The organism is Sandarakinorhabdus sp., assembly GCF_040398645.1.
GTDB lineage: Bacteria > Pseudomonadota > Alphaproteobacteria > Sphingomonadales > Sphingomonadaceae > Sandarakinorhabdus.
In genome coordinates this window covers 35,832-58,741 of the sequence record NZ_JBBATR010000005.1, presented here as the reverse complement: position 1 = coordinate 58,741, position 22,910 = coordinate 35,832, and the positions used below count along the sequence as shown (strand labels likewise).

Here is a 22,910-nt window from a genome sequence, read left to right as displayed (position 1 = left end):
CCCTGGGGCTGGTGGCGGTGAAATTCGTTGCCGGACGCAATTCCGCGCAATCAGCATCCTCTAGCCGCGTAATCATGACATTTATGTTACAGGCTCATGGCTTGTTCATGACCCTTTTGCAGTTCGCCGCACACATCGCCAAGTTGTTGGCTGACTGTTGCGGTGCAGCAACACCGAGGCTGTGTCGTAGCATGGCCAACAATGCTGGTGGGCGGTGAGGGTTTCGAACCCCCGGCCCTCTCCGTGTAAAGGAGACGCTCTACCGCTGAGCTAACCGCCCACGCGCTGCCGACTAGCTGCGCGGCCGCCTGGATGCAAGGTTGCACCCCGGCCCGGCCGCTGCCAATGTGCGCACAATCCCCTTGCCCCCCTTCATGAGGTGCCTGCAATGTTTGCCCGGCTGTTTCTCGATCACCCCCGCTGCGTGAACGAAACCTATACCGAGCATCTGGGCGCGGCGTTCGGCGTTGGCGGGCGGCTGCTGGCCGCCAGCTTCAAATGCTTTGTGCACGGCCTGGTGCCCGGCCTCTACAAGACGGCAGGATCGGATGCGATCATTGCGCTCTACAAGGACGTCGCGCCGCGCAAGTTCGATCAGCCGACGCTTTGACGACTATTTGGGGAACTAGACCATGACCGCACCCGTGCCCGATCCGGCAGCTGATCTTGGCCTGTCGTCAGCCCGGCTGGAGCGGCTGGATGCGCTGCTGGCCGATCACTATATCGCTACGCGCCGCCTGCCTTGTGCGCTGGCGCTGGTCGCCCGGCACGGTGAAATCGCGCATCTGAGCGTGCAAGGGCTCGCCGATGTCGAACGCGGCATTCCGGCGCGCGAAGACACGATTTTTCGCATCTATTCGATGACCAAGCCGATCACATCAGTGGCGCTGATGATGCTGGTCGAACGCGGGCTGATTGCGCTGGATGATCCGGTGCACAAATATATCCCTGAGTGGAAAAACTTGGGCGTGTTCGTCGCCGGCACCCACAAGACCGGTTTTCAGACCAGGCCGCCGGCGCGCCCGATGCAGGTGGTCGATCTGTTTCGCCACACCGCCGGCCTCACCTATGGCTTTCAGCTGCGCACCAATGTCGATGCCGCCTACCGCGCCGAAAAGATCGGGGAGATCGAGAAGGCCGGATCGCTGGAGGACATGATCAAGACGCTGGCCAAGCTGCCGCTGGAGTTTTCGCCCGGGGAGGCATGGAATTACTCCGTGGCCACCGATGTGCTCGGCTGGCTGGTGCAGGTCGTGTCGGGCAAGCCGTTCGAACAGTTCCTGGCCGAGGAAATCTTCCAGCCACTCGGCATGATCGACACCGGCTTTCACGTCCGCGAAGGCCAGGCCCACCGCTTTGCCGGCTGCTACCAGCCAAAGCGTGATGGCACCATCGAGCTGCAGGATGATGCCACCACCTCCAGCTTCCTGACCCCGCCCAGCTTCATTTCCGGCGGCGGCGGGCTGGTGTCCACGGCGCAGGATTATCTGCAATTTGCCCGCATGCTGCTGAACGGCGGCACGCTGAACGGCCACCGCCTGATCAGCCGCAAGACACTCGATCTGATGACTGCCAACCACCTGCCCGGCGGCGGCAGCATCGCATCGATGTCGAAATCGCTGTTCAGCGAGGCAGCCTATGACGGCGTCGGCTTCGGCCTCGGCTTTGCCACCACCATGAGCGCCAGCCAGACTCTCATGCCCGGCAGCGACGGCGATTATTTCTGGGGCGGCGCCGCCAGCACCTTCTTCTGGGTGGATCCGGAAGAAGAATTGATCGGCATCTTCATGACGCAATTGATCCCGTCCTCCACCTGGCCAGTGCGCAAACAGATGCGCACCATGGTCTATGCCGCGCTGGATGATTGAGCAGTTCACTTGAGCGTTGGAGAGCAGGCGATGAGGTTTCGGGCTTCGCTGTTTTTTTGCCGGGCTGCTGGCGGCAACCAATTCGAGTGTTCCCGCCGCAGCTGCCAGCTATTGCGAGCGAATGGCTGAGCAAACCAAATCCATCACATGCGGACAATTCCGGGACGCACGACGAAATAGTGTGGATACGGTCAGCGCAACGAAGCCAAACCTCATATCAAACGCGGAGTTACCATTCGAGGTTGAACGCCGCGCCAGACAACTGGGTGCACAGACGAGTCCCTGCCTGCCGGAGGCCCTGCCCTGTCCTACATGGCCAAAGCCTGTCATTGTGGCTGGTGATGGCTGGGGTGTAGCGGCACCGTGAAGGAAAAAACCAGAAAAATATAATATCCCCACAAGAACAACGCTGTATGCCGCCCGATTCGTCAAATGTGTCAAAACTGGTGACGGTGCTCGCCTTGCCGGTGGCCAATGATTTCTCACCGGTCTGACAGCTTGGCAAACGCCGCCTCGATGCGCCACATGAGTGATCAGCCGATCAGGAGAGCCACCATGACCGATTATGTGCCGCCCAAAGTCTGGACCTGGGACAAGGAGTTTGGCGGGCGCTTCGCCAACATCAACCGCCCCATCGCCGGCCCCACGCAGGACAAGGCGCTGCCGGTCGGCAAGCACCCGATCCAGCTTTACAGCCTGGGCACGCCCAATGGCGTCAAGGTGACGGTGCTGCTCGAAGAGCTGCTCGCTGCCGGCCATGCGGGCGCCGAATATGATGCCTGGCTGATCAACATCGGCAGCGGCGATCAGTTCGGCAGCGGATTTGTGGGGGTGAACCCCAACAGCAAGATACCAGCGCTGGTGGATCACAGCACGTCGCCGCCCACACATCTGTTCGAAAGCGGCGCGATGCTGCTGTATCTGGCGGAAAAATTCGGCGCGTTTCTACCGGCGGATCATCATGCCCGCACGCAGGCGCTGTGCTGGCTGTTCTGGCAAATGGGTTCGGCCCCCATGCTGGGTGGCGGCTTCGGGCATTTTTATGCCTATGCCCCCACCAAGCAGGAATATCCGATCAACCGCTTCGCCATGGAGGTGAAGCGGCAGATGGACGTTCTCGATAGGCATCTGGCGCAAAACGAATACATGGCCGGCAGCGAATACAGCATTGCCGATATGGCGATCTGGCCGTGGTATGGCGCAATGAGCCTGGGCCTGCTCTATGAGGCCGGCGAATTCCTCGAGGTTTCCAGCTACACCAACGTCATCCGCTGGACGAAACAGATCGGCGAGCGCCCGGCGGTGAAGCGCGGCCGCATGGTCAACCGCCCCTATGGCGAGCCATCGAGCCAGTTGCTCGAACGCCACGACGCATCGGATTTCGACACGCGCACGCAAGACAAGATCGGCAAGCCGGCATGAGCGAGCCGGTTTTTCGCCAACCGCCCGATACCCATCCCGAAGGCACGCTGGGCCACAGCCTGGCCCAGCGCCGCATCGTGCGCTTCGATCCCGGCCATGCGGTAATCGAATATGAAGTGTTGCCCGCCATCTGCCATTCCGGCGGCGTTGCCCAGGGCGGTTTTGTCGCCGGCTGGATCGATGCTGCCATGGCCCATGCCGTGATGGCCAAATATGGTTTTGAACGCGTGCCGATCAGCCTGGAACTGAAGGTCAGCTACTTCGCCCCCGCCAATCCGGGGCGCGTGCTGGCCGAAGCCTGGATCGAAAAGGCCGGCGGCCGCACCGTGTTTGCCGAAGGCAAGCTGACCACGCTGGACGGCAAGGTGCTGGCCAAGGCATCGAGCACGATCAGCCTGATCGATGCGGCCAAGGTGGCGGCGAAGATGGTGTAAGCCTTTATTCCCCCTGCCGAATATCGATCCGGATGCTCACCCACGTCCCCACCTGAAATTGGCCGTCGATGCGCGGCGGCTTCACGCGGAACTGCCAGGCGGCTTCCTGAACGGCATAACCCAGGCCGGAACCGGGCGATTCCCCGACCGCCTTGCAATCTTCAACCCGGAAGCGCGGCGCGGTGCGGCAGGCGATCAGGCCCCACGCGCCGGGGCGGCCCTTGCCGCGGATGTAGAATGCCAGTTCGGTATCGGTCGGCTCACGCTGCCATTCGGCGGCATAAAGCTTGCTGCCATCCGGCGCGGTCCCCACCACCGCCGTGTCGGGCGGGCCGCCCGCAGCCATTTGCGCGGGCGGGCTTTGCGCCGGCGGCACCTTTGACAGATCAAAGCCGCGCAGGGCCGGATCGCCGAAGCTCCATTTGGCCGGCGGCGCATCGGGCACGGTAACGATGGCTTCGGGTTGCGGCGCGGCGCGCGGTGATGGCGGGCGCTGCTGCTGCTTTTGCGGCGTGGGCTGTGCGCGCTCAGGGGTGGGTGCGGCGATGTTCACCGCCACCATCGACGATGCACCGCGCTTGCCCTTGGGCTCCGGCGGCGCCAGCAGCATCAGCAGCAAGATGAGCAGCACGTGCAGGCCCAGCACGATGGCAAGCACGGGCACACGCCGGCGCTCCGGCAAGAGGCCAGTGCCAGACGTCAGGAAGGAGGCGGTGGGTGCGGTCAATGCAGCAGCAGACTATAAGGGAACGCGCCTCAATAGGCTGCGCCAACCCCTGCCGGCTAGTCCAGATTTGGCCGCAGCAACTGCTCGGCGCGCTCAAGGCTGACACCCAGCCGCTCGGCATAATCCGCCAATTGGTCCGGCCCGATGCGCGCCACGCCGAAATAGGCAGTTTGCGGGTGGGCAAAGTAAAAGCCGGATACCGCCGCGGTGGGCAGCATCGCAAAACTGTCGGTCAGCGTGATGCCGGCGCGGTCTTCAACTTGGCAAAGATCGAAAATGCCGCGTTTCAAACTATGTTCAGGGCAGGCCGGATAGCCGGGCGCCGGGCGGATGCCGGTATAACGCTCGCGGATCAGATCCTCATTGCTCATCCGGTTGCCAAGTTCATGCCCCCAGATCTCGCGGCGCACGCGCTCATGCAGATATTCGGCAAAGGCTTCGGCCAGCCGATCCGCCAGCGCCTTCAGCAGGATATCGTTGTAATCATCATGGCCGGCCTTGAAGCGCGCCAGTTGCACATCAATCCCCTGCCCGGCCTGCACGGCAAAACAGCCGAGCCAATCGGCCTCAGGGTGGATGAAATCCGCCAGGCACATGTTGGCGCGGCCCTCCCGCTTGGCAACTTGCTGGCGCAGAAACGGCATCCGCGCCAACACCTCACCGCGCCGCTCATCGGCATAGAGCAGCACATCGTCGCCGTCCCGCCGCACCGGCCAGATCGCCACCACGCCCTTGGGGCTGAGCCACTTCTCATCGGCAATCTGCTTCAGCATGGCCTGCGCATCGGCAAACAGGCCGGTCGCGCTGGCGCCGACAACCTCGTCGGTCAGGATCGCCGGATAATTGCCGTGCAGTTCCCAGGCGCGGAAAAACGGCGTCCAGTCGATGTAAGGCACCAGCATGTCCACCGTCACATCGTCTATGGTTTGCACGCCAGTGAATCTGGGCTGCACGGGCGGAAAGGCGGCAAAATCGGTGGGAAACTGGTTTTCGCGGGCCTTTTCAATCGGCACCAGCACGGATTGCGCGTTGCCGGCGCGCTGCACGCGGATTTTTTCATACTCCGCTGCCGTAGCCGTAACAAAATCGTCCTTCAGCGTATCTGATACCAATGTGCCGGCCACACCGACGGCGCGGCTGGCATCGAGCACATGCACCACCGGGCCGGTATAGGCCGGCGCGATGCGCAGCGCGGTGTGCACGCGGCTGGTGGTGGCGCCGCCGATCAGCAGCGGCATGGTCATGCCGGCGCGCTGCATTTCGGCGGCGACATGCACCATTTCATCGAGGCTGGGCGTGATCAGGCCCGAAAGCCCGATCATGTCGGCATCATTGGCCACCGCCGCGTCCAGGATGGTCTGCGCCTGCACCATCACGCCCAGATCGACGACTTCAAAATTGTTGCATTGCAGCACGACGCCAACGATATTCTTGCCGATATCGTGCACGTCGCCCTTCACTGTCGCCATGATGATGCGGCCCTTGGACGATGAACCGGCCTGCTTTTCCGCTTCGATATAGGGCAGCAGATGCGCCACTGCCTTTTTCATCACACGGGCGGATTTCACCACCTGCGGCAGAAACATCTTGCCGGTGCCGAACAGATCGCCAACGACGTTCATGCCGGCCATCAACGGGCCTTCAATGACTTCGATCGGCCGCGCCATCTGCAGCCTTGCCTCTTCGGCGTCCGCTTCGACAAAGGCGTCCATGCCCTTGACCAGCGCATGTTCCAGCCGTTTCTCCACCGGCCAAGTGCGCCACAGCTCGGCAGCCGGATCGGCGGTCTTGATCAGGCCGCCCTTGAACCGGTCCGCAGCGGCCAGCATCCGATCGGTTGAATCAGCGCGGCGGTTGAGCACCACATCCTCGGCCAGTTCGCGCAATTCCGGATCGATGGCGTCATACACATCCAACTGGCCGGCGTTGACGATGCCCATGTCCATGCCGGCCTGGATGGCATGATAAAGGAACACGCTGTGCATCGCCCGGCGCACCGGTTCGTTGCCGCGAAAGCTGAAGGACAGATTGGAGACGCCGCCCGAAATATGGGCGTGCGGGCAGCGGCGGCGGATTTCGGCGCAGGCGGTGATGAAATCGACGCCGTAATTGTCATGTTCCTCGATGCCCGTGGCTACGGCAAAGACATTGGGATCGAAGATGATGTCTTCGGGCGGAAAGCCGATGCCGATCAGCAATTTGTAGGCGCGCTCGCAAATCTCGATCTTGCGCTGCGCGGTGTCGGCCTGGCCCTTTTCATCAAAGGCCATCACCACCACAGCAGCGCCGTAGCGCAGGCATTTCCTGGCCTGCTCAAGGAATTGCGCTTCGCCTTCCTTCATGCTGATCGAATTGACGATGCCCTTGCCGGCCAGGCACTTCAGGCCGGCTTCGATCACGGTCCATTTCGATGAATCCACCATCACCGGCACGCGGGCAATATCGGGCTCGGCCGCGATCAGATTCAGGAACGTGACCATCGCAACCTGGCTGTCGAGCAGGCCTTCGTCCATGTTCACATCAAGGATTTGCGCGCCATTATCGACCTGCTGGCGCGCAACTTCGACGGCGGCGGCGTAATCGCCGTTCAAAATCAACTTCTTGAACGCAGCCGAACCGGTGATGTTGGTGCGTTCGCCGATATTGATGAAGGAAACCGGTCTCATGCCGCAAACCGGTGCGCTTCAAGGCCGGACAGGCGCAATTCCGGAACTTCGGTTGGCACCATGCGCGCCGGCAGGCCCGCCACGCGCCGCGCCATCGCCGCGATATGCGCAGGCGTGTTGCCGCAGCAGCCGCCCACAATATTGACCAGCCCCTCATCGGCCCAGCCGCGAATATGGCCCGCCGTGGTTTCCGGCTGCTCGTCATAAGCGCCCAGATCATTGGGAAGGCCGGCGTTGGGATAGGTCATGATCAGCGTGTCGGCCACCTTGGCCAGCGCCTGCACATGCGGGCGCAGTTCGGTGGCGCCAAACGAACAATTCAGGCCCACCGCCACCGGCTTCACATGGCGGATCGAATGCCAGAACGCCTCGACCGTCTGGCCCGAAAGGTTGCGGCCCGACAGATCGGTGAGCGTCATTGACAGCATCACCGGCACATCATGGCCGCGCGCATCGCCGGCTTCGGCAGCCGCAAACGCCGCTGCCTTGGCATTCAGCGTGTCGAACACGGTTTCGATCAGGATGAAATCGACGCCGCCATCCAGCAACGCGTCGATCTGCTCGCGGTACACGTCTTTCACCTCGTCAAAATTGACTTCACGGTAGCCTGGGTCGGACACGCGCGGCGACAGCGACAGCGTCTTGTTGGTCGGCCCCAGGCTGCCAGCCACCCAGCGCAGCTTGCCGTCGGCGGCCGTGGCAGCATCCACGCAATCCCGAATAACCTTGGCAGCGGCCAGATTGATCTCGCGCACCCGGCTTTCCATGCCGTAATCCGCTTGGCTGATGCGGTTGGCGTTGAATGTGTTGGTGGCCAGCAGATCGGCGCCGGCGGCAATATATTGGTTGCACACGCCGGCAATGTCAGCGGGACGCGTCAGATTGAGCAGATCATTATTGCCCTTCTGATCATGATTGTTGGCGATATCGCCGGCATAATCCGCCGCGCTCAGCCCCAGGCCCTGGATGGCCGTGCCATAGGGACCGTCCTTGATCAGGATGCGGCTGGCGGCAGCTTCCCGCAGTGATTTGGCAGCGTCGGTCATGCCGCAAGCTCCTGAACCGGGCGTTTGCCCAGCATGTGACAGATGGCGTAGGACAGCTCAGCCCGGTTGAGCGTGTAAAAGTGAAAATGGCGCACGCCGCCGGCATAAAGCCGCCGCGACAGCTCGGCCGCCACCGTTGCAGCCACCAATTGCCGGGCCGCAGGCTTGTCATCCAATGCTTCAAACAGATGCGCCATCCACACCGGCACATTGGTGTTGCAACCGGCTGCCATGCGCTTCAAATTGGCAAAATTGGTCACCGGCAAGATGCCGGGCACCAGTTCGACATCGATGCCCGCCGCTGCCACCTTGTCGCGAAACCGGAAAAAACTGTCCGGCTCAAAGAAGAACTGGCTGATGGCGCGGGTGGCGCCGGCATCACATTTGGCCTTCAGCGCCGCAAGATCAGCGGCCGGGCTGGCCGCTTCGGGATGGACTTCGGGGTAGCAGCTGACCGAGATTTCAAAATCATGGCGGCGTTTCAGGGCCGCAACCAGCGCGGCAGCGCTGGCATGGCCGCCCGCCACGGGCGTGAAAACCGCCTCACCGCCTCCCAAAGGCCCACTGGGCGGATCACCGCGCAAGGCCACGATATGGCGCACCCCGGCCGCCCAATAATCATCGGCAATATCATCAAGCTCTTCGGCGGTGGCGTTCACGCACGTCAGATGGGCCGCGGCTGCAACCGGCGTCTGGCTGGCGATGCGCGCCACGGTGGCATGGGTGCGCTCCCGGGTGGAGCCGCCGGCGCCGTAGGTAACCGAAAAGAAACGCGGGCCCAGCGGCACCAGCGTTTCCACTGCCTGCCACAAACTGTCCTGCATGGCAGGGGTCTTGGGCGGAAAAAACTCAAACGACACCGCCAGATCGCCGGGCAAATCCGCATAAAGCGGGCCATTAAGCGCGCGGGCGGCTTCGGCCATCTGGCCCAGCGTCAGATGGTTGGGGGTCAGGGCCATGACGTCACTTTCAGTTGATCCCGCGGGGGCGGCGGTTGATCCTGCAGGGCGGAGCCTTTGCGGCCCAGCCACAGCGCCACGCCCAGCTCATCGGAGCGCTGCGGGTGCAATTGCGCCGCCACCTCGCCGTGCAGGCCGGCATCGGCCATCCAGCCGAGCACATTGTCGTTGCCAAAGCCCAGGCGCAGGTGCCGGCGTTCGACGCGCAAATCCTCGCGCCCGTGCGGCATCAGATCAATCACCGCCAGCCGGCCGCCGGGCCGCAGCACGCGGGCAGCCTCGGCAATCACGGCGGCGGGATCATCGGCAAAATGCAGTACCTGGTGCAGCATCACCGTGTCACAGGCCGCCGCCGCCAACGGCAGATCATACATGTCACCCTCCTGCATGCGCACGCTTGCCTGCCCAGCTGCATCAAGGCGATTGCGCGCCAGCCGCAGCATTTCGGGGCTGCGGTCCAGCCCCAGCGCGGTGCTGGCGCGCGGCCCCAGCAATTCAATCATGCGGCCAGTGCCGGTGCCAATATCGACCAGATCACCCAGCGGGCCATCCAGAGCCGCCAAGATCGCCTGCTCCACCCCGGCTTCGTGGATGTGCAGCGATCGTTCCTGTTCCCATTCGCCGGCATGCGCCGCAAACCAGGCATCGACAGACGCAGCCCGATCGGCGCGCACCGCAACCAGGCGCACTCGATCAGAAGCGCCCAAATCGTCCGCAACTGCCAGCGTGTCGATCAAGGCCAGCACCGGCGCACTGATCGCCGCCGGCCCCAGCCGCACGAACACCCATGCGCCTTCGCGAACACGGTCGGTCAGGCGGGCTTCCGCCAAAATGCGCAGATGGCGCGAGACACGCGGCTGGCTCTGCTGCAAAATCAGCGCGATTTCGCCAACCGCCAGCTCCATGCCGCGCACCAGCAGCAGGATGCGCAGCCGGCTGGGATCACCCAGCGCCCGGAAAATGTTCAGCAAATCGTCCACTTGAAAATCACATAAAGAATTCTTTATGTCAGTCAAGCGGATTGCTGCGGCGGGCGCGCCGTGCGACATTGCGCTCGATGGCTCGCGGCGCTGCTCTTGTTTCGATGGCCTTGCTTTTGGCAGGGTGCGCCAGCACCGGCAACACCGATCTGGCACAGGCGCAGGCTGATCCCTGGGAGCGTAACAATCGCCGCATCCACCGCTTCAACAATGGCCTTGATCGGTTTGCGCTGCGCCCGGCCACCAATGTCTACCGCGCCGCCGTGCCGCCGCCGGTGCGCAGCGCCGTCACCAACGCCTATGGCAATTATGCGGAGCCGGCCAATTTTGCCAATGCCGTGCTGCAAGGCAAGCTGGACCAGGCCTTTCGCACCCTGGACCGTTTCCTCCTCAACACCACATTGGGTGCAGGTGGCATATTGGATGTCGCCACGGATCTGGGCCGGCCGCGCGAAACCGAAGATTTCGGGCAGACGCTGGCACGCTGGGGGGTGAAATCCGGGCCGTATCTGGTGCTGCCGCTGTTCGGCCCGTCCACCCTGCGCGATGGCCTGGCCACATCGGTGGATTTTTTTGTTGATCCCGCTGATATCACCCGCAACGCTTGGCTCAGCCCGGGTTGGGACATTCGCATCGCCATGATCGCCGGCCGCACCGTCACGTTCCGCAACAGCCTGACCGATGCCGGCGCCGACAAATTGTTGGCTGACAGCCTTGATGATTACGCGCTTGCCCGCTCCGCCTTTCTGCAACGCCGCCGGCTGCAACTGCTCGATGGCAAATTGCTCGCCGAGGAAGACCCGTTCGGGGAGCCTGAGCCTGAGCCTGAGCCTGAACCAGCCCCGGAACCAGCGCCCGAACCAACCCCGCCTAAACTCTGATCGCCGCGCCCATCACCAGCGGCGTCAGCGTCTTGAGCGCGCCAAAGGCATATTCCACCTCCTGCGCCGGCAGCGGTTCCAGCTGAAATCCGGCCGCCTGCACCAGATGTGCCGATGGCCGGTTCAGATTGCAGCCAACGCCCACAATTTTCTGAATCGGATTGAGCCGGTGCTGCCAGCGCTGCCGGTCCGGATCGTCCGAGAGCACATGTTCCAGAAACAGGAATTTCCCGCCAGCCTTCAGCACACGGCGCACCTCGGCGAGCACCTGGCCAACATCGCGCACCGAACACAGGGTCAGGCAGCAGACCACCGTATCAAACACGCCGCCTTCAAACGGCAATTGCTCACCGGCGCACGGCACGGATCTGATCGGCACCGGCGACTGCGCCAGCCCTGCCGCTGCGCGCCGATTCATGCCTTGCGATGGCTCCACCACGGTCAGGCTGGACACCTTGGCGCGGTCATAAAACGGCAGGGTAGCCCCGGAACCAAAGCCGATTTCCAGCACCTCCCCCACTGCGCCGCTCACCAGTGCACGGCGCCGCGCCATGATGTTCGGATGCCCAAGCGCCTTGTCGAGCAGCCAGGGAAAGATGGTTTCGGAATACAGGCCCATGGCAATATCGTTGCACGCCGCCACCGCGCCGCCAAGCCCGACTATCGCCCGGGCAGGCCATAAACGGCAGCGCATTGGCCTTCAACATGATGGGAAATCAGCTGCGCGCGCGCCGCCCACGGAAATTCGCGCCGGGCCAGCAGCAGCGCCACCAGCCCGTGCAGCCCCGCCCACGCAGATTGTGCCACCATGTCGGGATCGGGGTGCGTTTCGGCAATCAACGCGCGCAGCACGGCAAACGCCCCCACGCCGGCCACCACCACCGCCTCGCGATCGGCCGCACTATGCTCGGGCATGTCCATCAGGAACGCAACGCGGTACGCCGCCTCCTGGTTCAAGCCGAACTCGATATAGACATGCCCCATGCGCCGGAACCGTGCCGGTGGATCACCGTCTGCCGCTCCCGCCGCCGCCAGCCGTTCGCCCAGCGCCACGAACACCCGCTGGCAAAATTCCACCGCAATGCTCTCGCGGGTGCGGAAATGCGCATAAAGCGATGGCTGGCTGATCCCAACCGCTTGCGCGATCTGGCGCGTCGTCACGTGCGTGATGCCGTGGCGCAAAAACAGATCGCCGGCCACCGCCAGAATCTGGTCGCGGCGGGTCTGCCCGGGTTCTTGGGCGAGTTGTTCGGCGGGTTGGACAATAGTTTCGGTCACGGGCCTTGCCAAAATCGCTATTGACAGTTGCTGTCAACCTATCAACGATAGGCTATCATTGATAGGTATATGATGACCCGCCCGCTCCCTACCCCGCGTCTCACCCCGCGTCTCACCCCGCGTCTCACCACCCGTGTCGCCCGTGATTACGGGCCATGGGCGCTCGTCACCGGTGCATCCGATGGCATCGGCCGGGCCTGCGCGGTCGAATTGGCGGCAGCCGGCGTCAACCTCATTCTCGTCGCCCGCCGTGCTGCCCTGCTGAACGAACTCGCCGACGATCTTGCCAACCGCCACGCCATCAAGTGCGCGGTCGTCGCCGCCGATCTGGCCCAGCCCGATGGCGTTGCGGCTGTGCTGGCCATTGCGGCAGCACATGATGTCGGGCTGGCGGTGCTGGCGGCGGGCTTTGGCACATCAGGCAATTTCATCGATGGCGATGTCGCGGCCGAACTCGCGATGATCGATGTCAATTGCCGGGCGGTGGTGGCCATCACCCATGCGCTGGCCCGGCAGATGCGCGCGCGGCGGGCCAACCGCCGCTCGGGCCTGATACTGCTCAGCTCACTCGTCGGCTTTCAGGGTGTGCCGCGCGCCGCCGCCTACGCCGCCACCAAGGGCTTTGTGCAGGTGCTGGCCGAAGGGCTGCGGCTGGAACTGGCGCCGCACGGCATCGATGTGCTGGCCGTGGCCCCCGGCCCGATCACCAGCGGTTTTGCCGCACGCGCCGGCATGACGATGGGGCTGGCACAAACGCCCGATGTGGTGGCACGCGGCGCATTGGCAGCGTTGGGCCGCATCGGCACCGTCCGCCCCGGCTGGCTGTCAAAGGGGCTGGAGGCGGCGCTGCTGCTGCTGCCGCGGGTCTGGCGCACGCGCATGATGCAACAGGTAATGGCAGGAATGACGAAATGAACGCTTCTGCCAAACCCACGCCCGATGCGCGCTTTGCCGCCATCCTGTCCGGCCCGATCCTGCCAACGCTGGCCAAGCTCACAGCGCCGGTGCTGCTGGTGATTACCGCGCAATTGTTCGTGTCCATCCTCGAAGCCTATTGGGTCAGTCGGCTCGGTACCCAGGCCGTGGCCGGTGTTGCACTGGTGCTGCCGCTGTTCGTGCTGATGGGCACCATGAGCAACGGCGGGATCGGCGGCGGCGTGGCAGCGGCGGTGGCGCGCGCCAAGGGGGCCGGCGATCACGCCCGGGCCGATGCGCTGCTGTGGCACGCCATTGTCATCGCCATCGGCTTTGGCCTGCTGTTCACCATCGCAGCCGAGCTTGCCGGCCCGATGCTCTATGCCGCTCTCGGTGGGCGCGGCGAGACACTGCAAGCGGCACTGGATTTTTCGGCCTGGGTGTTTGGCGGCGCCACCATCGTCTGGCTGGTCAATCTGATCGGCGCGGCCTTGCGCGGGGCTGGTGAAGTCAAGCTTCCCGCCAAGATCAACCTGGCTGGCGCGGCGGTCCTGGTGCCGCTGTCGCCGCTGCTGATCTTTGGCTTTGGCCCGCTGCCGGCGATGGGCGTGGCCGGTGCAGGCCTGGCCACCTTGATCTTCTATGCCGGCGCGCTGGTCGCCTTCCTGCTGTGGCTGCGGCCCGGAACCCATTCCCATCGGGGGCCGCTCAAACTGGCCCGGCATCCGTTGGATCCCGCCTTGTTCGCTGCCATCATGCGGGTCGGGCTGGTTTCGGCGGTCGGCACCTTGCTGGCCAGCCTGACCATCGTGGCCATCACCGGGTCGGTCGGCCAGTATGGCACGGCACCGCTGGCCGGCTATGGCCTGGCTTCGCGCGTCGACAGCCTGTTGGTGCCGTTGCTGTTCGGGCTGGGCACCGGTGTTGTCACCATGGTGGGCGCCGCATCGGGCGCCGGCCAGCATGCACGCGCCTGGCGCACGGCGTGGCTGGCTGCGGGCCTGGCCTTTGCGGGCAGCATGGTGATCGGCCTTGTGCTGATGGCGGCGCCCGGCCTGTGGATGGATTGGTTCACTGCCGATCCCGCCGTGCATGCCGCGGGCAGCCTGTGGTTCCATCGAGTCGGCCCCAGCTACGGCTTTTTCGGGCTGGGCCTGATGCTCTATTTTGCCTCGCAGGGCTTTGGCCGCATGCGCGGGCCGCTGCTGGCCGGCATCGTGCGGCTGGCGGTTACCGCTGGCGGCGCGGCATGGCTCGCTAGCCAGGCGGCAGCGCTCGATCAACTCTATCTGGCAGCCGCCGCCGGCAGCGTGATGTTCGGGTTGATCAACATGGCAGCGGTGTGGCGGGCGCGGCCGACCTGAGCTATGGTACGCGCATGCGCGCTACTGCTGCCCTCTTCATCCTGCTGCTGGCAGCCTGCTCAAAACAGAGTGCTGCGCCGGCGGGCAACGAGCAAACCGTGATCGACAAGGCGAATGCCGATGTCGCGGCGGCGCAAGCGCAAGCTCAAGCGAAAGCCGCAGTGCAGCCGCAGCCAGCCCGCTGAACGCCGCCAGACACTGGCGGCTGCAACCCTGAACCGGGCTGGCAATTGCACTTGGTTGCCACAGTAGCCGCGCCGCCGCATGGTGCACATCGCGAACACAAGGCACCAATAATGAACAGCAATGCCGTCGACCCCCGCTTTGCAGCGATCTTGTCGGGGCCGATCCTGCCAACGCTTGCGCGGCTGACGCTGCCGGTGATCGTGGTGATCCTTGCCCAAAATTTCGTCGCGGTGCTGGAGGCCTATTGGGTCAGCCAGCTTGGCACTGAAGCGATTGCGGCCGTCGCGCTCGTGCTGCCGATGGTGCTGCTGATGGGCGCCATGAGCGGCGGCGGCATCGGCGGCGGCGTGGCAGCGTCGATCGCCCGCGCCAAGGGGGCCGGCAACCAGGCGCTCGCCAACGAACTGCTCTGGCATGCCATGCTGCTCGCGGTCGGCTTTGGCATCATATTCACCGCCGCTGCCCTGCTGGGTGGGCCGCTATTTTATGCCGCGTTGGGCGCGCGCGGCGGCACGCTGTCTCAGGCATTGGCGTTTTCAGGCTGGATGTTCGGCGGCTCGGTGATCTTCTGGATGGTCAATCTGATCGGATCGGCCTTGCGCGCGTCGGGCGAAGTCAAACTGCCAGCGATGGTGTCGATTGGCGGCGCTGTCTTGCTGATACCGCTGTCACCGGTGCTGATCCTGGGTTGGGGCCCGGTGCCGGCACTGGGCATTGCCGGCGCCGGCATTGCGACGCTGCTTTATTATGTCGGCTCGCTGATCATCTATGTGCGCTGGCTGCGGCGCGGGGACGGCCCCCTGCACCTGCACTGGCATCCGGCCCGCGCGGCGCCGGTGCGTGCCATCATGGGTGTCGGGCTGATTTCCGCCTTTGGCGCCGTGCTGTCCAGCCTGACTCTGATCGCCCTCACCGGATCGGTCGGCCAATATGGCGTGGAGGCGGTGGCCGGCTATGGCATCGCCTCGCGCGTCGACAATCTGATGATCCCGCTGCTGTTTGCGGTTGGCACCGGGGTGTTGACGATGGTCAGCGCGGCCAGCGGCGCCGGCCTGCATCACCGCGCCTGGGCTGTCACCAAACTGGCCGGGCTGCTCGGCTTTCTGGGCGCGGCGTTGATCAGTGCATTCCTGCTGATCGTGCCGGAACTGTGGATGGACCGCTTCACCAGCGATCCCCAGGTGTTTGCCGCCGGCAATCTGTGGTTCCGGATCGCCAGCCCGTTCTACTGTTTCTTCGGGCTGGGCCTGATGCTGTATTTTGCTGCGCAGGGCCTGGGCCAGATGCGCGGGCCGCTGATGGCAGGGGTCATCCGCCTTGCGATCACGGCTGGCGGGGCGACGTGGCTGGCCGCCCATGCGGCGCCGATGGGCAGCGTGTTTGCAGCGGCGGCGGCGGGGACGGTGGCTTATGGGCTGGTGAATATGCTGGCGGTTTGGACGGCGCGGCCTCGGGGGGTGTGAGCGGGTGTTAAGGGCGCGGCCGGCGGCGGAGCCGCCGAGTCCGCTGGGGTGTTCAAGAAGGTAAGGAAGTAAGTGCGCGGCGGAGCCGCGTCGTCGATCATGCAAAAAAGGGCGGGGATTGCTCCCCGCCCTTTTTTCATGTCGGCCGGATTTCGGCGAGTCCGCCGGCAGCGGTTGCTGCCGGCGGCCGCCTCAATCTCAATAATCCATGCCGCCCATGCCGCCCATGCCGCCCATGCCGCCGCCGGGCGAACCCTTGTCGTCGCTCGGCAGGTCGGTCACAGCCGCTTCGGTGGTGATAAGCAGCGATGCCACCGATGCCGCATCCTGCAGCGCCGTGCGCACAACCTTGGTCGGATCGATCACGCCGGACACGACGAGATTTTCATAGACTTCGGTCTGGGCATTGAAGCCGATGGTCTGGTCTTCACCTTCCAGCAGCTTGCCAGCAACCACACCGCCATCGAAACCGGCGTTGATGGCAATCTGGCGCAGCGGGGCCTGCAACGCGCGGCGAACGATGTCGATGCCGCGGGTCTGGTCGTCGTTATAGCCCTTCAGGCCATCAAGCGCCTTGGTGGCATACAGCAGAGCCGTGCCGCCGCCGGGCACAATGCCTTCTTCGACAGCAGCGCGGGTGGCGTGCAGCGCATCGTCCACACGGTCCTTGCGCTCCTTGACTTCCACTTCGGTGCTGCCACCAACCTTGATCACGGCAACACCGCCGGCCAGCTTGGCCAGACGCTCTTGCAGCTTTTCCCGGTCATAATCGCTGGTGGTCACTTCGATCTGCGCACGGATCTGGTCCACACGCGCCTTGATGGATTCGGCCGAGCCTTCGCCATCAACGATGATCGTGTTGTCCTTGTCGATGGTGACGCGCTTGGCCTGGCCCAGCATCGCCAGCGTGACATTTTCCAGCTTGATGCCCAGGTCTTCGCTGATCATCTCACCCGCGGTCAGCGTGGCGATATCTTCCAGCATGGCCTTGCGGCGATCGCCAAAGCCCGGGGCCTTGACAGCAGCAACCTTCAGGCCGCCGCGCAGCTTGTTGACCACGAGGGTGGCCAAGGCCTCGCCTTCGATGTCTTCGGCAATGATCAGCAGCGGACGGCCCGACTGCACCACGGCTTCGAGCACCGGCAACATCGCCTGCAGGCTCGACAGCTTCTTTTCGTGGATCAGGATGTAGGGGCTTTCGAGTTCCACCTGCATCTTTTCGGCGTTGGTGATGAAATACGGACTCAGATAGCCACGGTCGAACTGCATGCCTTCAACCACGTCCAGCTCGCTGTCCATGCCCTTGGCTTCTTCGACGGTAATCACGCCTTCCTTGCCGACCTTTTCCATCGCCTTGGCGATCATGTCGCCAATTTCGGTTTCGCCGTTGGCCGAGATGGTGCCAACCTGAGCGATTTCCGACGAGCCGGCAACCGGCTTCGAACGCGCCTTGAGATCAGCAACAACCTTGGTGACAGCCAGATCGATGCCGCGCTTCAGGTCCATCGGGTTCATGCCGGCCGCAACCGACTTCATGCCTTCGCGCACGATGGCCTGGGCCAGCACGGTGGCGGTGGTGGTGCCGTCACCGGCAGCGTCGTTGGTCTTGCTGGCAACTTCGCGAACCATCTGGGCGCCGAGGTTTTCAAACCGATCCTTCAGTTCGATTTCCTTGGCAACGGTCACGCCGTCCTTGGTGATGCGCGGTGCGCCGAAGCTCTTTTCGATGACCACGTTGCGGCCCTTGGGACCCAGCGTCACCTTCACGGCGTCAGCAAGAATGTCCACGCCGCGGATGATGCGCTCACGGGCATCGCGGCCGAATTTTACGTCTTTGGCAGCCATGTGGCTAACTCCTCAAAAAATGTTCCGAACAAACGATATTCACTGGATTTCAGGCTGTTAGCCCATGATCCCCAGGATATCGCTTTCCTTCATGATCAGCAGGTCTTCGCCGTTCAGCTTGACCTCGGTGCCCGACCACTTGCCGAACAGGATCTTGTCGCCGGCCTTCACTTCCAGGGCGGTCACGGTGCCGTCATCGGCGCGGGTGCCAGTGCCCACAGAGACGACTTCGCCTTCCTGTGGCTTTTCCTTGGCGCTGTCGGGGATGATGATTCCACCAGCGGTCTTTGCTTCTGCCTCGATACGGCGAACGAGAACGCGGTCATGCAGCGGACGAAATGCCATTGCTCTACCTCTTTGCTTTGAAATTGGAACGAATATGATCTGCTGGCACTCACCCTTCGCGAGTGCCACCAGCGATGCTGCATATGGGTCGGCAGGTCCGGATCGTCAAGGCGAGCCGCCCGCATATTTTTTGCGTTGCGCCCAGCCGCCGCGCCTGATCCTGCAGCAAAGCGTCGCTGGACAGGCAGTGGCTTTTTCTGCGACCCTCCCGTCATGAAATTGTGTTCCGATCTTTCGTCCCGCGCCCTGATTTGCGCCCTCTGCCTGTCGCTTGTCGCCTGCGGCGGCGGCGGCGGCAGCACGCCAACTGCCGGCGGGCCAACCCCAAGCCCTACACCCACTGCCAGCAACCAATGCAGCCTGCGCGAACGGCAATTGTGGGCCGAAGCCCAAATCCGCGAGAACTACCTGTTTCCCGAGGATTTGCCGGCCAGCCTGGATCCAGCGCCGTTCAGCACGGTGCAGGCCTATATCGATGCCCTCACCGCGACGGCACGGGCCAAAAGTCGCGACAAGGGCTTCACCTACATCACGTCCATCGCCGAAGAAAATGCCTTCTTCTCGTCTGGCCAAACCGCCGCCTTCGGCATCCGCCTGCAATATGACAGCGCGGCCCGGCGCACCTTCATCATCGATGCCTTTGAAACCGGCCCAGCCTTTGCCGCCGGCATCGATCGCGGCGATGAAATCCTCGCCATCGGCACCACGCCCACCAATCTGGTGCCGGTGACAACGCTTTTTTCAGGGGGCGGCAGCGCTGCCGTTTCCGATGCGCTGGGGCCAACCACGGCCGGCGTCACCCGCACCCTGGAATTGCGCAATCGGGGAACCGGCGACGTGCGCACCGTCACCATCACCCGCGCCGAGTTCAACATTCCAGCCCTGTCGCCGCGCTTTGGCAGCCTGGTGTTCGATGAAGGTGCCAATGGCAAATTTGGCTATATCAACCTGCGCAGCTTCATCAGCAGTGCAGATGCGCCGCTGCGCGAGGCGTTTGCCCGCTTCCGCGCCGAAGGCATCAGCCAGGTCATCATCGATGTGCGCTACAACAGCGGCGGCCTGGTGCGCACATCGGAATTGATGGGCGATCTGCTCGGCGGCAACCGGCTAGCCAGCGACGTCTACAGCTTCACCACCTTCCGCCCATCAAAATCCGCCAGCAATACCACCCGCCTGTTCCGCAGCGCGCCCGAAAGCGTCTCGCCGACAAAAATCGCCTTCATCACCACCGAAAGCTCGGCGTCGGCCAGCGAATCCGTGCCCAATTCGATGCTGCCCTACCTGCGCGAAAACACGCTGCTGGTCGGCGGCAACACCGCCGGCAAGCCGGTGGGGCAGATCGGCATTGACCGGGCAGCCTGCGATGATCGGCTGCGCGTTGTCGCCTTCGCGCTGGAAAACGCCAATCGGCAGGGCGATTATTTCAACGGCCTGGCCCCGCTGTTCCCGGGCCGCGGCGGCCGCACCTGCGCGGCGGCAGATCAATTCAGCCAGCCCTTTGGCCGCACCGAAACCTCGATCAGCACAGCCATCAGCGCCATGACCGGCGGCGCCTGCTCGGCCATCGCCAGCGCCGGCGCCGATGCCCGCGAACAATCCCTGGGCCGCCTGCCGCTGCTGGCCAGCACCCCCAGCGCCGCCCAGCGCGACATGCCCGGCTTGTTTTAACGCGAAAGTTTTGATGGGCCTGTTTTGTTCGCAAGCCAGGCGGCGTAGACAAATTCAAAAACTACGGAACAGTCGGCAATCGGCTGACTTACAAAACAAGCTGAATGACTGGAATTGGGTGGGAAGCGGACGGGCAGGTATTCGACGAGAAAGACGGGAAGCTGTTTTGTGGCATGTCTCAAGTCCTTTCGGATGTGACACTCTTTTACCGCACATACAGCCGCCGCTACTCTTTGCGCCAAGACGACACATAACCGTCGGAAGCGCTGAGTTCGGCGGTGACGATCTGCCCCTTGGCGTTGCGCTCGAACGTCACTCGCATCGCGGGATCGTCGCGGATAGCGAAGATGTCCGCGCCGAGCGCCTGAAGCGCAAGAGCAGGGCGGCGGCCGCGACGCCATTCGAGCGTGCCGTCAGCGGCAACCCCAACTGCGGCACCACTGTAGCTCCCGAGATAGGCTGTTACGTCGATGCGCTGAACTGGGGCCATAAGGCTTTCCAACGCCCAGCGCGTGTCGAGCGCCGCAATGCCCGACGGCTGAGCAGCGACGAGCCTTTCCAGCGCCAGCCGGCGGGCATGCCCAAGCGCCCCGGCTGCCGCGACGGGTGCGTCCGGCCGCACGCCGGTCCCTTCCCAGTTTTGCTTGGTAATCGGGTTGATTGGCGAGCCGGTCGACACGAACACCAGCCAGCCGCTCGGCGTCTGCTCCTCGCCGCCGGGGTTGGCGCCGCCGTAGCTGGCTTCGCCGACGATCGTCGCCCGCTTTGCGGCTTGCAGCGTGTAAGCGAGCGCTTCGGCTGCCGACGCGGTGCGGCCGCTGACCAGGATGTAAAGTGGCAAGTCGATGCGCGGCGCAGGATGCGGCCGGCCTGGTCGTTCGCTCTGCGTACCGCCGCGAGAGCGGAAGACATTGTAAATATCGGCCCCGGGCGGGGTGAAGGCGCTCGCGAAGTATCCGACCATCGCTGGCGAGCCCCCGCCATTTCTGCGCAGATCAACGATCAGTGCATCGGTGCCGGCGAGCATCTGCAAGGCGGCATCGGCGGCGCGCTTGGCGGGAGAGTTTTCGTCGGCGAAATCGATATGGGCGAAATGGCGCATGTCGAGGTAGCCGATGTTACCCGGCAGAATTTCGGCGTGGCGGAAACCATAGTTGGCGCGACGGTCGAGCAAGGCTTGTTCGTCGTCATGCGACAGCGCGGGCGCGGCACCCGCCGCGACGGGCTGTATGGGCGCATAGCTGACGCGGAAGTGACGGTCGAAAGGCTCGAGGACGCGGGTGATGGCTGCCGCGAGTTCATTGGGAGGGACGTACCGGTCAAAGTCGCCTCGCGACGCGGAAGCCCGCAGGCTATCAGCAATGACGCGGCCGCGTGCCTGATCGAAGTACCGCGCCTCAACGATTTGCGCGATCTCCGCTGCGGCGTCCCGCGCAGGCTGAGCGGCGAGAGCGGCGCTTGCAAGCAGCCAGATGGAGACGAAAGGGACTATCAGGGGACGCATCCAAGGGCTCCTATTGTTCGCCAGGGAAAGGCGGCGTTCGGCAAAAGATATCGCGAAGCCGCCACCGATTTCGACGTTTGAATGTGTCCACGCAGCCTGACGTTACAGCCTGCATCGGACGGGGGTGCCCCCTCCACCAAATTGTTGGTTCACCGCCATGTTTCAAAGCTTTGGACCGAACAAAAACGAGAGTGGTGCAGGGCTCAGCCCTGCCCGCCGGAGGCTCATTTATCCTTGTGAAATCTTGATAAGCCAGACCTGAAATCAAACCACCAGCAACTGCTTGCCGAAATTCTTGCCTTCAAACAATCGCCGCAGCGTGGCCGGGCAGTTTTCGAAACCGTGCTGGATATCCTCGGCGGTGTTCAGCTTGCCTTGCGCCATCAGCTTGGACAGGGCCGCGACGCCTTCGCCGTAGCGCTTGGCGAAATCGAGCACGATGAAGCCTTGCATGTGCCCGCGCATGACGGTGAGGTTCATATAATTGCGCAGGCCCGGTGAGCGATCTTCGGCGGTATCATTATAGCTGGAAATGCCGCCGCACAGCACGACGCGCGCGCCCAGCGCCAGATTGGCCAGCGCCGCGTCCAGGATCTCGCCGCCGACATTTTCAAACACCACCTGCACGCCCTTGCGGGCATGTTCGCGGATCTGGCGCGCGACATTGCCGGCGCGGTAATCGATGCAGGCATCGGCGCCGGCCTGTTCCATCACCCAGCGGCATTTTTCTGGCCCGCCGGCAATGCCGATCACTTTGCAGCCCAGCGCCTTGGCAATCTGCACCACCACGCTGCCAGTGGCGCCCGCAGCGCCGGACACCAGCACCGTGTCACCGGCGTTTGGCTTGCCGATTTCGGTCAGGCCAAACCAGGCGGTCAGGCCGGTGACGCCGAACACGCCCAGCGCTTGCTCGGGCGTGACGCCGGCGCGCAGCTTGGTGACCGGGCCGGTTTCGGTGGTGCCATCACTCAGCGCATGTTCCTGCCAGCCGAACGTGCCCTGCACCATATCGCCGGCGGCAAAACCGGGATGGTGGCTGGCGATGACTTCGCCAATGCCGCCAGCACGCACCACGCCGCCGATCGGCACGGCGGGCAGATAGGTATCGCCGCCCAGCCAGCCGCGCTGCGTGGGATCAAAGGAGAAATGCGTCATCCGCACCAGAAACTGGCCATCGCCCACAATCGGAATGGGAAGGGTCACCAGATCGAAATCACTGTCCTGCAGCGCGCCGGACGGGCGGGATTTCAGCAGCCATTTGCGGGTGGTGGTCATGACGCGCAGTCCTCAAAACACGGGATCAAAAATATGGCAGGCTTGCTGCGGCCGGGGCAGCCCCTCACTTGAACAGGCTGCCCA

21 protein-coding genes and 1 tRNA gene are annotated in these 22,910 nt (G+C 63.7%); 10 read left to right on the top strand and 12 right to left on the bottom strand.

What is annotated here, in order from left to right; genetic code table 11:
* Nucleotides 1-205: 205 nt before the first annotated feature.
* Nucleotides 206-280, bottom strand: a tRNA-Val gene (locus ABWP50_RS02330).
* Between the two features lie 108 nt (nucleotides 281-388).
* Here ABWP50_RS02330 and ABWP50_RS02325 point away from each other — a divergent pair.
* From ABWP50_RS02325 to ABWP50_RS02310, 4 genes are all read left to right on the top strand, one after another.
* Complete coding sequence (locus tag ABWP50_RS02325) at nucleotides 389-610, top strand: DUF6356 family protein (RefSeq protein WP_353216374.1); 222 nt, start codon at nucleotides 389-391, stop codon at nucleotides 608-610.
* Nucleotides 611-632: 22 nt separating this feature from the next.
* Nucleotides 633-1,868 (top strand): serine hydrolase domain-containing protein, encoded by a 1,236-nt coding sequence (locus ABWP50_RS02320; protein ID WP_353216373.1) that lies wholly within the window; start codon nucleotides 633-635, stop codon nucleotides 1,866-1,868.
* A 555-nt stretch (nucleotides 1,869-2,423) separates the two neighbouring features.
* Nucleotides 2,424-3,290 carry a glutathione-dependent disulfide-bond oxidoreductase gene (yghU, locus tag ABWP50_RS02315; protein WP_353216394.1) on the top strand — a complete coding sequence of 289 codons (867 nt, stop codon included), beginning with the start codon at nucleotides 2,424-2,426 and terminating at the stop codon, nucleotides 3,288-3,290.
* Nucleotides 3,287-3,724 (top strand): PaaI family thioesterase, encoded by a 438-nt coding sequence (locus tag ABWP50_RS02310; RefSeq protein ID WP_353216372.1) that lies wholly within the window; start codon nucleotides 3,287-3,289, stop codon nucleotides 3,722-3,724. Before yghU ends, ABWP50_RS02310 begins: the two co-directional genes overlap by 4 nt.
* Nucleotides 3,725-3,728: 4 nt before the next feature.
* On the opposite strand, the gene ABWP50_RS02305 is transcribed toward ABWP50_RS02310, so the two are convergent.
* The 5 genes from ABWP50_RS02305 to ABWP50_RS02285 are packed head-to-tail and all read right to left on the bottom strand — an operon-like array spanning nucleotide 3,729 to nucleotide 10,102.
* Nucleotides 3,729-4,451, bottom strand: a complete 723-nt coding sequence (locus ABWP50_RS02305; protein WP_353216371.1) for a hypothetical protein — start codon at nucleotides 4,449-4,451, stop codon at nucleotides 3,729-3,731.
* Nucleotides 4,452-4,507: 56 nt separating this feature from the next.
* A complete protein-coding gene (gene metH / locus ABWP50_RS02300) occupies nucleotides 4,508-7,117 on the bottom strand; it encodes a methionine synthase (RefSeq protein ID WP_353216370.1) in 2,610 nt (869 codons plus the stop codon).
* Nucleotides 7,114-8,163, bottom strand: coding sequence for a homocysteine S-methyltransferase family protein (locus ABWP50_RS02295; RefSeq protein WP_353216369.1), 1,050 nt, complete (start codon nucleotides 8,161-8,163; stop codon nucleotides 7,114-7,116). The genes metH and ABWP50_RS02295 overlap by 4 nt, the downstream gene beginning before the upstream one ends.
* Nucleotides 8,160-9,122 (bottom strand): methylenetetrahydrofolate reductase [NAD(P)H], encoded by a 963-nt coding sequence (metF, locus tag ABWP50_RS02290; protein ID WP_502950956.1) that lies wholly within the window; start codon nucleotides 9,120-9,122, stop codon nucleotides 8,160-8,162. The genes ABWP50_RS02295 and metF overlap by 4 nt, the downstream gene beginning before the upstream one ends.
* A complete protein-coding gene (locus tag ABWP50_RS02285; RefSeq protein WP_353216368.1) occupies nucleotides 9,113-10,102 on the bottom strand; it encodes an ArsR/SmtB family transcription factor in 990 nt (329 codons plus the stop codon). Before ABWP50_RS02285 ends, metF begins: the two co-directional genes overlap by 10 nt.
* Nucleotides 10,103-10,206: 104 nt before the next feature.
* Here ABWP50_RS02285 and ABWP50_RS02280 point away from each other — a divergent pair, with 104 nt between their 5' ends.
* Entirely contained in the window at nucleotides 10,207-10,983 is a 777-nt protein-coding gene (locus ABWP50_RS02280) for an MlaA family lipoprotein (RefSeq protein WP_353216367.1), read from the top strand.
* Here the strand turns inward: ABWP50_RS02280 and ABWP50_RS02275 are convergent.
* Nucleotides 10,973-11,602, bottom strand: a complete 630-nt coding sequence (locus ABWP50_RS02275; protein WP_353216366.1) for a class I SAM-dependent methyltransferase — start codon at nucleotides 11,600-11,602, stop codon at nucleotides 10,973-10,975. The two genes, ABWP50_RS02280 and ABWP50_RS02275, sit on opposite strands and share 11 nt — an antisense overlap.
* A gap of 41 nt (nucleotides 11,603-11,643) precedes the next feature.
* The gene (locus tag ABWP50_RS02270; protein WP_353216365.1) at nucleotides 11,644-12,261 is read right to left on the bottom strand and encodes a TetR/AcrR family transcriptional regulator; all 618 of its coding nucleotides are present in this window, start codon (nucleotides 12,259-12,261) and stop codon (nucleotides 11,644-11,646) included.
* A gap of 69 nt (nucleotides 12,262-12,330) precedes the next feature.
* On the opposite strand from ABWP50_RS02270, the gene ABWP50_RS02265 reads away from it, so the two are divergent.
* From ABWP50_RS02265 to ABWP50_RS02250, 4 genes are all read left to right on the top strand, one after another.
* The gene (locus ABWP50_RS02265; RefSeq protein ID WP_353216364.1) at nucleotides 12,331-13,176 is read left to right on the top strand and encodes an SDR family NAD(P)-dependent oxidoreductase; all 846 of its coding nucleotides are present in this window, start codon (nucleotides 12,331-12,333) and stop codon (nucleotides 13,174-13,176) included.
* On the top strand, nucleotides 13,173-14,540 hold the full coding sequence (locus ABWP50_RS02260) for an MATE family efflux transporter (protein WP_353216363.1): 1,368 nt from the start codon (nucleotides 13,173-13,175) through the stop codon (nucleotides 14,538-14,540). The genes ABWP50_RS02265 and ABWP50_RS02260 overlap by 4 nt, the downstream gene beginning before the upstream one ends.
* The gene (locus ABWP50_RS02255; RefSeq protein WP_353216362.1) at nucleotides 14,519-14,725 is read left to right on the top strand and encodes a hypothetical protein; all 207 of its coding nucleotides are present in this window, start codon (nucleotides 14,519-14,521) and stop codon (nucleotides 14,723-14,725) included. Before ABWP50_RS02260 ends, ABWP50_RS02255 begins: the two co-directional genes overlap by 22 nt.
* A gap of 111 nt (nucleotides 14,726-14,836) precedes the next feature.
* Complete coding sequence (locus ABWP50_RS02250) at nucleotides 14,837-16,189, top strand: MATE family efflux transporter (protein WP_353216361.1); 1,353 nt, start codon at nucleotides 14,837-14,839, stop codon at nucleotides 16,187-16,189.
* A 198-nt stretch (nucleotides 16,190-16,387) separates the two neighbouring features.
* Here ABWP50_RS02250 and groL read toward each other — a convergent pair whose 3' ends face one another.
* Both groL and groES read right to left on the bottom strand, forming a co-directional pair.
* Complete coding sequence (groL, locus tag ABWP50_RS02245; protein WP_353216360.1) at nucleotides 16,388-18,034, bottom strand: chaperonin GroEL; 1,647 nt, start codon at nucleotides 18,032-18,034, stop codon at nucleotides 16,388-16,390.
* 57 nt (nucleotides 18,035-18,091) lie between these two features.
* Nucleotides 18,092-18,379, bottom strand: a complete 288-nt coding sequence (gene groES / locus ABWP50_RS02240; RefSeq protein ID WP_353216359.1) for a co-chaperone GroES — start codon at nucleotides 18,377-18,379, stop codon at nucleotides 18,092-18,094.
* 213 nt (nucleotides 18,380-18,592) lie between these two features.
* Here groES and ABWP50_RS02235 point away from each other — a divergent pair, with 213 nt between their 5' ends.
* Entirely contained in the window at nucleotides 18,593-20,047 is a 1,455-nt protein-coding gene (locus tag ABWP50_RS02235; RefSeq protein WP_353216358.1) for a S41 family peptidase, read from the top strand.
* Nucleotides 20,048-20,273: 226 nt separating this feature from the next.
* Here ABWP50_RS02235 and ABWP50_RS02230 read toward each other — a convergent pair whose 3' ends face one another.
* Together ABWP50_RS02230 and ABWP50_RS02225 are read right to left on the bottom strand one after the other, a co-directional pair.
* Complete coding sequence (locus ABWP50_RS02230) at nucleotides 20,274-21,551, bottom strand: S41 family peptidase (RefSeq protein WP_353216357.1); 1,278 nt, start codon at nucleotides 21,549-21,551, stop codon at nucleotides 20,274-20,276.
* A gap of 264 nt (nucleotides 21,552-21,815) precedes the next feature.
* Nucleotides 21,816-22,826: an NADP-dependent oxidoreductase gene (locus ABWP50_RS02225; protein ID WP_353216356.1), complete on the bottom strand. Its 1,011-nt coding sequence runs from the start codon at nucleotides 22,824-22,826 to the stop codon at nucleotides 21,816-21,818.
* Nucleotides 22,827-22,910 lie beyond the last annotated feature (84 nt).